Below are 11,741 nucleotides of genomic sequence, written 5' to 3'. Positions count from 1 at the left end.
CCGAGAATCCCGTCCATGGGAGGAACCATGACCGCTGAGCCTCGCACCGACGCGCTGCACGCGCTCCAACCCGACGGCTCGGCATGGCCGATGCCGCCGCAGGACGGCTACACGACGGACGACTTCTTCACACTCGACCTCCCGCCGCACACAGAACTGATCGACGGGAGCCTGGTTTTCGTGAGTCCGCAGCGAAAGTTCCATACGCTGGCGATTGATCTTTTGGTGAACGGCGTACGGGCCGCCCTCCCCGAGCACCTACGCGTCCGCCGCGAGATGGCCGTCGTCCTCGGCCACAAGCAGGCACCCGAGCCCGACCTCGTGGTCGTGACCGCGGAAGCCGACGCCGACGACTGCCAGACCCGCTACCAGGCCGAAGACGTCCTGCTCGCCGTCGAGGTCGTCTCGCCGGACTCCGAGGACCGCGACCAGGACACCAAGCCCCGCAAGTACGCCGCAGCCGGAATCCGGCACTACTGGCTGGTCCGGATGGACGAGAACAAGCGGCCCGCCGTCCACACCTACGAACTCGACCCGCACACCGGCGCCTACGCACCCACCGGCATCCACCACGACCGGTTGAAGCTCGCCGTGCCCTTCACGATCGACATCGACCTCACCGAGTACCACCGCCTCTGATCGCCCCGCCACCCGAACACCGGCCCCATTAGGCTGGCAGGCATGCGCACACCCTCCGGGCCCTTCGACCGCGGCCACACCGAAGACCTCATGTCCTTCCTCGCCGCGAGCCCCTCGCCGTACCACGCCGTGGCGAGCGCCGCCGAGCGGCTCGAGAAGGCCGGTTTCCGGCAGGTCGAGGAGACCGACGCCTGGGACGGCACGACCGGCGGGAAGTACGTCCTGCGGGGCGGCGCCATCGTCGCCTGGTACGTCCCCGAGGGCGCCGCGGCGAACACCCCCTTCCGGATCGTCGGCGCGCACACCGACTCCCCGAACCTGCGCGTGAAGCCGCAGCCCGACGCGGGCGCGCACGGCTGGCGCCAGATCGCGGTCGAGATCTACGGCGGACCGCTGCTCAACTCCTGGCTCGACAGGGACCTCGGCCTGGCCGGGCGGCTCTCGCTGCGCGACGGGACCTCGCGGCTCGTGAACATCGACCGGCCGCTGCTCCGGGTGCCCCAACTGGCCATCCACATGGACCGTTCCGTGCACACCGACGGCCTCAAGCTCGACAAGCAGAAGCACATGCAGCCCATCTGGGGACTCGGCGACGACGTCCACGAGGGCGACCTGATCCGCTTCCTGGAGGAGGAGACGGGGCTCGGCGAGGGCGACGTCACCGGCTGGGACCTCATGACGTACGCCATCGAGGCGCCCGCCTTCCTCGGCCGCGACCGCGAACTGGTCGCGGGCCCCCGCATGGACAACCTCCTGTCCGTGCACGCCGCCACGGCCGCCCTCGCCGCCGTCGCCGCCCAGGAGGACCTCCCCTACATCCCCGTGCTCGCCGCCTTCGACCACGAGGAGAACGGCTCGCAGTCCGACACCGGCGCCGACGGCCCGCTCCTCGGCACCGTCCTGGAGCGGTCCGTGTTCGCGCGCGGCGGTTCGTACGAGGACCGCGCGCGGGCCTTCGCCGGGACCGTCTGCCTCTCCTCCGACACCGGTCACGCCGTGCACCCCAACTACGCGGAGCGGCACGACCCGACGCACCACCCGCGCGCCAACGGCGGCCCGATCCTCAAGGTCAACGTCAACAACCGCTACGCCACGGACGGCGCGGGCCGCGCGGTGTTCGCCGCCGCGTGCGACAAGGCGGGCGTGCCCTTCCAGTCGTTCGTCTCCAACAACGCGATGCCGTGCGGCACCACCATCGGCCCGATCACCGCGGCGCGGCACGGCATCAAGACGGTCGACATCGGCGTCGCGATCCTGTCGATGCACAGCGTGCGCGAGCTGTGCGGCGCCGACGACCCGCACATGCTGGCCAACGCGCTCGTGGCGTTCCTGGAGGGCTGAGTACCGCTTCCCCTGTGTGGCCGCCGACTTGCCGGGTACCCGGCCACTTCGTAGCCACTACAGCAGGGAGGCGGTCCACATGGGCCTGGGCGGATGCATCATTCTGATCGCCGTGGGCGCCATACTCGCGTTCGCGACGGACTGGAAGACGGACGGGCTCAATCTCACCGTCGCCGGGCTCATCATGATGGCGGTGGGCATCATCGGCGTCGCCGTCTTCACCAGCATCGGACGACGTCGTCGGGCCGTACCGCCGGTCCAGACCACCGTCGTCGAACCGGATCACGATCGGCGTGGCTACTGAGTCCGATCTGCGGCGGTACGGGGTAGTCATGGCGTCATGAGACTTCTCGTACGCGATCGCGTGCTCGGCATCGGCGACGACTACTGGATCGAGGACGACCAGGGCCGCAAGGTCTTCTTCGTCGACGGCAAGGCGATGCGCCTGCGCGACACCTTCGAGCTGAAGGACATGCAGGGCCGCGTCCTGATCGACATCAAGGCCAAGATGCTCGCGCTGCGCGACACGATGCTGATCGAGCGCGAGGGAGAGCCGCTGGCGCGGGTGAAGCGCAAACGGCTCTCCCTGCTGCGCAACCACTACCGCGTGGAGCTGGTCGACGGCACCGAGCTCGACGTCAGCGGCAAGATCCTCGACCGTGAGTTCGCCATCGAGTACGACGGCGAGCTGCTCGCCGACATCTCGCGCCGCTGGTTCCGCGTCCGCGAGACGTACGGCCTGCACGTCGTGCGCGAGGACGCCGATCCCGCGCTCCTGCTCGCCGTCGCGGTCTGCGTGATCCGGCTCGCCGAGAAGGAGCGCGGGGAGGACTAGCGCGGGGAGGACTGGCGCGGGGAGGACTGGCCCCCGGCCGGGGCCGCCCCCCGTCAGCGGCGGGGCGCGGCCAGGCCGAGCAGGCGGTCCTTGAGCGCGGGGAACTGCTCCCTGGTCGCGGCCACCTTCGCCGGATCGAGCTCGACGGTGAGCACCTCCTCGCCGTCCCCCGCCTCGGCGAGCACCTCGCCCCAGGGGTCGACGACGACGCTGTGCCCGGCCTGCGGAACTCCCGCGTGCGACCCGCCCGTGCCGCAGGCCAGGACGTACACCTGGTCCTCGACCGCCCGCGCCTTGGCGAACAGGAGCCAGTGCTCGCGCCGCCGCGCGGGCCAGCCCGCGGAGACCACGAACATCTCGGCGCCCGCGTCCACGAGCCCCCTGAACAGCTCGGGGAAGCGCAGGTCGTAGCAGGTGGCGAGGCCGAGGGTGGTGTCCGGCGTGCGCACCGTGGCCAGTTCGGACCCGGCCGCCATCATGACGGCCTCGCCCTGGTCGAAGCCGAAGCGGTGGATCTTCCGGTAGGCGGCGGCGAGTTGGCCGTCGGGGGAGAAGACGAGCGAGGTGTTGTAGAGCGGCCCTTCCGGGTCCCTCTCGGGGATGGAACCGGCGTGCAGCCACACCCCCGCGTCGCTCGCGGCCTTCGCCATCGCCTCGTACGTGGGCCCTTCGAGCGGCTCCGCCTCGCTCGCGAAGGACTCGTACGCGAAGGCGCCCGTGGTCCACAGTTCGGGCAGTACGACGAGGTCCGCGCGCTCGCGCGAGGCGACGTCGCGGACCAGCGAAGAGACCCGCGTCCTACGGGAATTGACCGATTCGCCCTCGTCTACGGCGATCTGGATCAGAGAGGCGCGCACACTACCACCGTCCTGGCATTCGAGCCGTCAACACGGCCTACGATCGTCACACGAAAGCACTGCCGGGGTGCCTGCGGGCAGCGTACTGTGATTTTCCGGGGGAGCCCCCCGGACCCCCACGACGCCCATCAGACGCCCACCGCCCGCGTACGACCGCCGAGGGGTCCCGTGAGTCTCCATCCCAGCCTGCAAACCTACGCCGATGCCTGGACCCAGTCAGTGGAAGCGATATCCGAGCTGGTGAACCCGCTCGCCGAGAGCGAGTGGAGTTGGGCCACTCCCTGCCCCGGCTGGTCGGTGCGGGACATCGTCTCCCACGTCATCGGGCTCGACTGCGAGATGCTGGGCGACCCGCGTCCCATCCACACCCTGCCGCGCGACCTGTACCACGTACAGACCGAGGGCCAGCGGTACATGGAGATGCAGGTCGACGTCCGCCGCCACCACACGGCGCCGGAGATGACCTCGGAGCTGGAGTACACGATCATCCGCCGCTCGCGACAGCTGCGGAACGAGTCGCGCGACCCCTCCCACAAGATCCGCGGCCCGCTCGGCACCGAGCAGACCCTCGAACTGGCCACGCGCATGCGCGCCTTCGACGTCTGGGTGCACGAGCAGGACCTGCGCACGACGCTGAAGAAGCCCGGCAACCTCGACTCCCCCGGCGCCCTCGTCGCCAGGGACCTGCTGCTCCAAGGGCTGCCGAAGGTCGTCGCCAAGAAGGCGGGCGCGCCCGCGAATTCGGCGGTCGTCTTCGACGTCAGCGGCCCCGTGGAGTTCCTGCGCACGGTCCGCGTGGACGCCGAGGGCAAGGCCACGGTCGACAGCGCCCCCTCGCTCGGCCCGCTGGCCACCCTCAGCCTCGACTGGGAGACCTACTTCAGACTCGCCTGCGGCCGCGTGACGTACGCGTCGGTGGCGGACCGCGTGAAGATAGAGGGCGACCACGAACTGGCAGACGCGATCCTGCGCAACTTCGCGGTGACGCCGTAAGAATCAGCCCGCAAGAACCAGCCCGTCCGGCGTGAAATTCAGCCCGTCCGGCGTTTGAGGACCGGGGGCCCGGGGGCAGAGCCCCCGAACCCGGCTCAGACAGGCACGTGCACGGCTTCAACCCGACTGGCAACCAACCGCTCCCGCTCCCTGCGCACCGCAAGCGACTTGAGCCGCAGGATCTGCCAGAGCCCGACCGCCTCAAGGACGAACACCGCCGAGAACGCCACGCGATAGTTCTCGTCCGTCGCGTCGAGCAGGATGCCGATGGCGAGCAGCGTCGTCATGGAGGCGACGAAGCCGCCCATGTTGGTGATGCCGGACGCCGTGCCCTGGCGCTCCGGCGGATTGGCGGGCCGCGCGAAGTCGAAGCCGATCATGGAGGCGGGCCCGCACGCGCCGAGCACGGTGCACAGGACGATCAGCAGCCACATCGGCGCGTGCTCGCCCGGGTAGGCGAGCGTGGCCGCCCAGGCCGTCGCCGTCGCCCCGATGGTGCCGAGCGCGAGTGGCAGGCGCGCGGCGTGGTGCCGGGCGACGATCTGGCCGTACAGGAGTCCGACGGCCATGTTGGAGAGCACGACCAGGGTGAGCAGTTCCCCGGCCGTCGCCCGGGAGAGCCCCTGCGCCTCGACGAGGAAGGGCAGCCCCCACAGGAGCAGGAAGACCATCGCGGGGAACTGCGTGGTGAAGTGCACCCACAGGCCGAGCCGGGTGCCCGGCTCCCGCCAGGACAGGGCGATCTGCCGCCGTACGAAACCCGCTCCGGTGTGCCGCACGGGCTCCGGCTCGTGCCCCTCGGGGTGGTCCTTCAGGAAGAGCGTCATCAGGACCAGGACGACGACACCGCACAGCGAGCTGCCGGCGAACGCGGCGGTCCAGCCCACCGAGTGCAGGAGCCGGGCGAGGACGAGCGTGGAGACGAGGTTGCCCGCCATGCCCACCAGGCCCGCGAGCTGCGCGACGAGCGGTCCTCGCCGGGCCGGGAACCAGCGGGTGCCGAGCCGCAGCACGCTGATGAAGGTGAGCGCGTCGCCGCAGCCGAGCAGGGCGCGGGAGGCAAGCGCCATCGCGTACGTGGGGGAGAGCGCGAAGCCGAGCTGCCCGATCGTGAAGAGGACGACGCCGATGGTCAGCACCTTCTTGGTGCCGAGCCGGTCGACCATCAGACCGACGGGTATCTGCATGCCCGCGTACACGAGCAGCTGGAGGATCGAGAAGGTCGAGAGGGCCGAGGCGTTGACGTGGAAGCGGTCGGCGGCGTCCAGGCCCGCGACCCCGAGGGACGTACGGAAGATGACGGCGACGAAGTAGACGGCGACGCCGATGCCCCAGACGAGCACGGCCTTCTTCCCGCCCGGCGGATCACCGGGCAGGGAGACGGGCGCTGCGGCGGAGCTCATCGGACCTCGCCCCTCGCGAGGTTCTGGAACCAGCCGACGTGCCGCGTGACCACGGCCACCGCGGCCTCGGTGTCGCCCGCGGTGAGCGCGGCGAGGATCTCCTCGTGCTCGGTGAGCGTCTTGGCGATCCGGTCGGGGTGCGAGTGCATCACGGCGACGCCCATCCGCAACTGCCGGTCGCGCAGCTGGTCGTAGAGGCGCGAGAGGATCTCGTTGCCGCCGCTGCGCACGATCTCGGCGTGGAAGCACCGGTCGGTGACGGCGGCCGCGGCGAAGTCCCCCGCCTCCGCCTGCACCCGCTGCTTGTCGAGGAGCTCACCGAGCCGGTCGAGCAGGGCGGCGGGCGCGGGCACCGCCTTGCGCACGGAGTGCGTCTCGACGAGCAGCCGCGTCTCGACGACGTCGGCGATCTCCTGCGCGGAGACCGGCAGGACCAGGGCGCCCTTCTTGGGGTAGAGCCGCAGCAGCCCCTCCACCTCCAGCTTGAGCAGCGCCTCGCGCACCGGGGTGCGCGACACCCCCACGGCCTCGGCGAGCTCGCCCTCGGTGAGCAGCGTGCCGCCCTCGTAGCGACGGTCGAGGACGGCTTGCTTGACGTGCGCGTAGACGCGTTCGGCGGCGGGCGGCCGCTTGGCGGCGGCGAGGGTGGTGGCTGGCATGCGCACAGCATAGATACAACACGTATACGCCGAAACTCTCGTCCACATGGCGGGCAATCCAGCACATCCATTCACCCCCCTCACTCGTCTTATGTGTGAGCGGCACCTTCATGTGGCCGCCAACCAGGGGCATTTGGAGTAGGTAACTTGAAAACCGGCATTAAGGATGTACGCCGCGTATCGGTCGTAGCGATGACTGCGAGCGCGATACTGGCCGGCGGCGCCCTCACGACCCCGGCCCACGCGGCCGCACCGCCGAAGCCGTCGATCACCGCCAAGGGCGGGTTCGTGATGAACAACGGCAACGGAAAGACGCTGTTCACCAAGGCCGCCGACACCCGCCGTTCCACCGGCTCCACGACGAAGATAATGACGGCGCGCGTGGTGCTCGGCCAGCGGAACCTGAACCTGAACTCCAAGGTCACGGTCCAGAAGGCCTACAGCGACTACATCGTCAGGAACAACGCCTCGTCGGCGCGGCTCATCGTCGGTGACAAGGTCACCGTCCGCCAGCTCCTCTACGGTCTGATGCTGCCGTCCGGCTGCGACGCCGCGTACGCGCTGGCCGACAAGTTCGGCAAGGGCTCCACCCGCGCCAAGCGGGTGAAGAACTTCATCGGACAGATGAACACGACGGCCAAGAACCTGAACCTGAAGAACACCCACTTCGACTCGTTCGACGGCATCGGGAACGGCAGCAACTACTCGACGCCGCGCGACCTGACGAAGCTCGCGAGCAACTCGATGAAGAACTCCACGTTCCGCTCGGTCGTGAAGACGAAGTCGACGAAGCAGAAGGTCACGACGAAGAGCGGCGGCTACCGCTACATGTCGTGGTCGAACACGAACGGTCTGCTCGGTTCCTACCGCGGCGCCATCGGCGTGAAGACGGGCTCCGGCCCCGAGGCGAAGTACTGCCTGGTCTTCGCGGCGACGCGCAGCGGCAAGACCGTCATCGGCACGGTTCTCACGTCGTCCTCCGCGGCCAACCGCACCAAGGACGCGAAGAAGCTGATGGACTACGGCTTCAAGGTGGCGTAAGCCCCGCAAGGGGCGCGGGGAACTGCGCGAGCAACCCCCACGGCCCGCAGGCGAAGCACTCACGCCTGCGGGCCGCACCCATTCCTACGCCCAGGTGAGCAACCGCTTGGGCCGCTCAAGGATCGCCGCCACGTCGGCAAGCACCTTGGAGCCCAGCTCCCCGTCCACCAGACGGTGGTCGAAGGAGAGCGCGAGCGTCGTCACCTGACGGGGCTTGACCTTGCCCTTGTGGACCCACGGCTGGAGCTTGATCGCACCGACCGCGAGGATCGCGGACTCGCCCGGGTTCAGGATCGGCGTGCCCGTGTCGACGCCGAAGACGCCGACGTTCGTGATCGTCACCGTGCCGCCCTGCATGGCGGCGGGCGAGGTCTTGCCCGCGCGGGCGGTGGTGACCAACTCACCGAGCGCCTCGGCCAGTTCGGGCAGGGTCTTGGCCTGCGCGTCCTTGATCTTCGGCACGATCAGACCGCGCGGGGTGGCCGCGGCGATGCCCAGGTTCACGTAGTGCTTCTGGACGATCTCCTGATTCGCCTCGTCCCAGGCGGCGTTGACCTCGGGGTTCCGCTTGATCGCGACGAGCAGGGCCTTGGAGACGAGCAGCAGCGGATTGACCCGCAGCCCCTCGAACGCCCGGTCCTGCTTGAGCTCCTCGACCAGCTTCATCGTCCGCGTCACGTCGACCGTCACGAACTCCGTGACGTGCGGGGCGGTGAACGCCGAGGTGACCATCGCCTGAGCGGTCGCCTTGCGCACCCCCTTGACGGGAATCCGCGTCTCACGGGCGTCCGCGCCCACCGGCTGCGCCGGGGCGGCAGCGGCCACGGGTGCGTCGGCCACCTCCGGCTCCCGAACCGGGGCGACCGCCGCGTGCACGTCGTCACGCGTGATGATCCCGTCGGGCCCCGAGGGCGTGACGGTGGCGAGATCGACGCCGAGGTCCTTGGCGAGCTTGCGCACGGGCGGCTTGGCGAGCGGCCGCGAGCCGTGGCCGTTGACACCCTGCGTCTGCTGGGCGTCGCCCTGTTGTGGGCCATTGTCCCGCACGGCGGGACGGGGGGGCACAACCCCCGTCTCCGCAGGCGCGACGGCAGCCTCAGCAGAGTCAACCTTCCGGGCCCGCCGCTTAGTCGAGGACTCGGCAACCCCATAGCCCACGAGGACAGGCTGCCGCCCAGCAGGAGCAGCCTCCTCCGCAGGGGCAGCGGCACTCTGCTCAGCCTGCGCCGCAGGCGCAGGCGCACTCCCACCCACGTCGACCGTGATGATCACCTGGCCGACATCGACCGTCGTCCCCTCGGGGAACCGGAGTTCAGCCACCACCCCGTTGAACGGAATGGGCAGTTCGACGGCCGCCTTGGCCGTCTCGACCTCGCACACCACCTGCCCGTCGGTGACCGTGTCACCCACGGCCACGTACCACTTGAGGATCTCCGCCTCGGTGAGCCCCTCGCCCACGTCGGGCATCTTGAACTCGGCCGCAGCTGTGTCAGTCATCGTCGTCACGACCCTCTCCTCAGTACGCAAGCGAGCGGTCGACGGCGTCGAGCACCCGGTCAAGGCCCGGCAGGTACTCCTCCTCCAGGCGCGCCGGCGGATACGGCGCGTGATACCCGCCGACCCGCAGCACCGGAGCCTCCAGGTGGTAGAAGCACCGCTCGGTGATCCGGGCCGCGATCTCCGCGCCCGTGCCCAGGAAGACGGGCGCCTCGTGCACGACGACCAGGCGTCCGGTCTTCTCCACCGAGGACTGCACCGCGTCGAAGTCGATCGGGGACATCGAGCGCAGGTCGACGACTTCGAGGGACTTGCCCTCCTCCTCGGCGGCGGTGGCCGCCTCCAGGCAGACCTTCACCATCGGGCCGTACGCCGCGAGCGTCAGGTCCGAACCTGCGCGCGCCACCCGGGCCTTGTGCAGGGGACCGGGGATGGCCTCCTTGTCGACCTCGCCCTTGTCCCAGTAACGCCGCTTCGGCTCGAAGAAGATCACCGGGTCGTCGCTCTGGATGGCCTGCTGCATCATCCAGTACGCGTCGGCCGAGTTGGAGGGCGAGACCACCTTCAACCCCGCCACGTGCGCGAACAGCGTCTCGGGCGACTCGCTGTGGTGCTCGACCGCGCCGATGCCGCCGCCGTACGGAATGCGGATGACGACCGGCATCTTGATCTTGCCGAGCGCGCGGGCGTGCATCTTCGCGAGCTGCGTGACGATCTGGTCGTACGCGGGGAAGACGAAGCCGTCGAACTGGATCTCCACCACGGGCCGGTAGCCGCGCAGCGCGAGCCCGATCGCCGTGCCCACGATGCCCGACTCGGCGAGCGGGGTGTCGATGACCCGGTCCTCGCCGAAGTCCTTCTGCAGCCCGTCCGTCACGCGGAAGACGCCGCCGAGCTTGCCGACGTCCTCACCCATGATCAGGACCTTGGGGTCGGTCTCCAGCGCCGTGCGCAGCGATTCGTTGATCGCCTTGGCGAGGGGAAGTTTCTGGACAGCCATGGTTACTTGACCTCCCCGTCCGCGAACGACGCCTGGTAGGCGGCGAACTGCGCGCGCTCCTCGTCCACGAGCGCGTGCCCGTCCGCGTACACGTTCTCGAAGATCGCCATCAGATCCGGATCCGGCATCGCCCGCACCACCTCTCGCACCCTCTTGCCCAACGCCTCGCTCTCGTCCTCGAGTTCCGCGAAGAAGGACTCGTCCGCGTGGCCCTCGGACTCCAGGTAGGCGCGCAGGCGCAGGATCGGGTCCTTGGCCTCCCACGCCTCCCGCTCCTCGTCCCTGCGGTACTTGGTCGGGTCGTCGGACGTGGTGTGCGCGCCCATGCGGTACGTGAACGCCTCGATCAGCGCCGGGCCCTCGCCCGCGCGCGCCCGCTCCAGGGCCCACCGGGTCACGGCGAGCACGGCGAGTACGTCGTTGCCGTCGACCCGCACGCCGGGGAAGCCGTAGCCCTGCGCGCGCTGGAACAGCGGCACCCGGGTCTGGCGCTCGGTCGGCTCGGAGATCGCCCACTGGTTGTTCTGGCAGAAGAACACGACGGGCGCGTTGTAGACCGCGGAGAAGGTGAACGATTCGGCGACGTCGCCCTGGCTGGAAGCGCCGTCTCCGAAGTACGCGATCACGGCCGAGTCCGCGCCGTCCTTGGTCACGCCCATCGCGTAACCGGTGGCGTGCAGCGTCTGCGAGCCGATGACGATCGTGTACAGGTGGAAGTTGTTGCTGTTCGGGTCCCAGCCGCCGTTGTTCACGCCGCGGAACATGCCGAGCAGGTTCGTCGGGTCGACGCCGCGGCACCAGGCGACGCCGTGCTCGCGGTACGTGGGGAACACGTAGTCGTCGTCGCGGGTGGCGCGCCCCGAACCGATCTGGGCGGCCTCCTGGCCGAGCAGCGATGCCCACAGGCCCAGCTCGCCCTGGCGCTGCAGAGCGGTGGCCTCGGCGTCGAAGCGGCGGGTGAGGACCATGTCGCGGTAGAGCCCGCGCAGTTCCTCGGGGGTGATCGAGGCGACGTACCCGTCGTACTCGGCGTTCTCGACCCTCTTGCCCTCAGGGGTCAGCAGCTGTACGAGCTCGGGCTCCGTGCTCTTCTGCGGCGCGGCCTTCTTGGCGCTGGCGCGCTTACCGCCGCCCGTACTGCTGCGGCGCGGTTTGCGCGCGGCGGTGCTCTCCACGGTCACGTGTGCTCCTCCGTCGGTCCGGCCCCCGGGGTTACCGGGTAGGCCAGTGCGGCTCGCCTGGTTTCCGTGCCCGCGCACGGGGTGGGTGCGACTCGGCCGGGAACAGGCGTGACAGGTGCCCCGGCGAGCGCCCTGCTCAATGCACGTTACCCAGTGCTTCCCAATTCTGTGAAACCCCATCTGACCTGCGAATTTGCTTGGATTTCCAAGTACCTGATTGCTTGGATTTCCGAGTAAATCGAGAAAGGCGGGAACACTTCCTGGTCACAGCACTGATCACAGCCTGGCAGGGGGC

At 69.5% G+C, this 11,741-nt stretch carries 12 protein-coding genes; 6 read left to right on the top strand and 6 right to left on the bottom strand.

The window, feature by feature from the left end; translation table 11 throughout:
- Window positions 1–27 precede the first annotated feature (27 nt).
- The 4 genes from KY5_RS21040 to KY5_RS21025 all read left to right on the top strand — a co-directional run bounded on the left by KY5_RS21040 (window position 28) and on the right by KY5_RS21025 (window position 2,815).
- Entirely contained in the window at window positions 28–639 is a 612-nt protein-coding gene (locus tag KY5_RS21040; protein ID WP_234362795.1) for a Uma2 family endonuclease, read from the top strand.
- Between the two features lie 42 nt (window positions 640–681).
- Window positions 682–1,980 carry a M18 family aminopeptidase gene (locus KY5_RS21035; protein ID WP_098243707.1) on the top strand — a complete coding sequence of 433 codons (1,299 nt, stop codon included), beginning with the start codon at window positions 682–684 and terminating at the stop codon, window positions 1,978–1,980.
- A 79-nt stretch (window positions 1,981–2,059) separates the two neighbouring features.
- Entirely contained in the window at window positions 2,060–2,284 is a 225-nt protein-coding gene (locus KY5_RS21030; protein ID WP_098243706.1) for a DUF6458 family protein, read from the top strand.
- A 36-nt stretch (window positions 2,285–2,320) separates the two neighbouring features.
- A complete protein-coding gene (locus KY5_RS21025) occupies window positions 2,321–2,815 on the top strand; it encodes an LURP-one-related/scramblase family protein (RefSeq protein ID WP_098243705.1) in 495 nt (164 codons plus the stop codon).
- A 53-nt stretch (window positions 2,816–2,868) separates the two neighbouring features.
- On the opposite strand, the gene KY5_RS21020 is transcribed toward KY5_RS21025, so the two are convergent.
- Entirely contained in the window at window positions 2,869–3,672 is an 804-nt protein-coding gene (locus tag KY5_RS21020; protein WP_098243704.1) for a carbon-nitrogen family hydrolase, read from the bottom strand.
- Between the two features lie 168 nt (window positions 3,673–3,840).
- Here KY5_RS21020 and KY5_RS21015 point away from each other — a divergent pair, with 168 nt between their 5' ends.
- Window positions 3,841–4,665, top strand: coding sequence for a maleylpyruvate isomerase family mycothiol-dependent enzyme (locus KY5_RS21015; protein WP_098243703.1), 825 nt, complete (start codon window positions 3,841–3,843; stop codon window positions 4,663–4,665).
- Between the two features lie 95 nt (window positions 4,666–4,760).
- On the opposite strand, the gene KY5_RS21010 is transcribed toward KY5_RS21015, so the two are convergent.
- Together KY5_RS21010 and KY5_RS21005 are read right to left on the bottom strand one after the other, a co-directional pair.
- Complete coding sequence (locus tag KY5_RS21010) at window positions 4,761–6,068, bottom strand: MFS transporter (RefSeq protein WP_098243702.1); 1,308 nt, start codon at window positions 6,066–6,068, stop codon at window positions 4,761–4,763.
- Window positions 6,065–6,727 (bottom strand): GntR family transcriptional regulator, encoded by a 663-nt coding sequence (locus KY5_RS21005; RefSeq protein WP_098247380.1) that lies wholly within the window; start codon window positions 6,725–6,727, stop codon window positions 6,065–6,067. The genes KY5_RS21010 and KY5_RS21005 overlap by 4 nt, the downstream gene beginning before the upstream one ends.
- A 192-nt stretch (window positions 6,728–6,919) precedes the next feature.
- Here KY5_RS21005 and KY5_RS21000 point away from each other — a divergent pair, with 192 nt between their 5' ends.
- The gene (locus tag KY5_RS21000) at window positions 6,920–7,768 is read left to right on the top strand and encodes a D-alanyl-D-alanine carboxypeptidase family protein (protein ID WP_098243701.1); all 849 of its coding nucleotides are present in this window, start codon (window positions 6,920–6,922) and stop codon (window positions 7,766–7,768) included.
- A gap of 84 nt (window positions 7,769–7,852) precedes the next feature.
- On the opposite strand, the gene KY5_RS20995 is transcribed toward KY5_RS21000, so the two are convergent.
- Genes KY5_RS20995 through pdhA form a run of 3 tightly spaced genes read right to left on the bottom strand, consistent with a single transcriptional unit; the run spans window position 7,853 to window position 11,446 of the window.
- A complete protein-coding gene (locus KY5_RS20995; RefSeq protein WP_098243700.1) occupies window positions 7,853–9,274 on the bottom strand; it encodes a dihydrolipoamide acetyltransferase family protein in 1,422 nt (473 codons plus the stop codon).
- 10 nt (window positions 9,275–9,284) lie between these two features.
- Window positions 9,285–10,265: an alpha-ketoacid dehydrogenase subunit beta gene (locus KY5_RS20990; RefSeq protein WP_098243699.1), complete on the bottom strand. Its 981-nt coding sequence runs from the start codon at window positions 10,263–10,265 to the stop codon at window positions 9,285–9,287.
- A gap of 2 nt (window positions 10,266–10,267) precedes the next feature.
- On the bottom strand, window positions 10,268–11,446 hold the full coding sequence (gene pdhA / locus KY5_RS20985; protein ID WP_098243698.1) for a pyruvate dehydrogenase (acetyl-transferring) E1 component subunit alpha: 1,179 nt from the start codon (window positions 11,444–11,446) through the stop codon (window positions 10,268–10,270).
- Between the last annotated feature and the right edge of the window lie 295 nt (window positions 11,447–11,741).

Origin of the sequence: Streptomyces formicae (assembly GCF_002556545.1) — a bacterium.
GTDB lineage: Bacteria > Actinomycetota > Actinomycetes > Streptomycetales > Streptomycetaceae > Streptomyces > Streptomyces formicae_A.
This window is presented reverse-complemented; position numbering and strand designations above follow the sequence as displayed.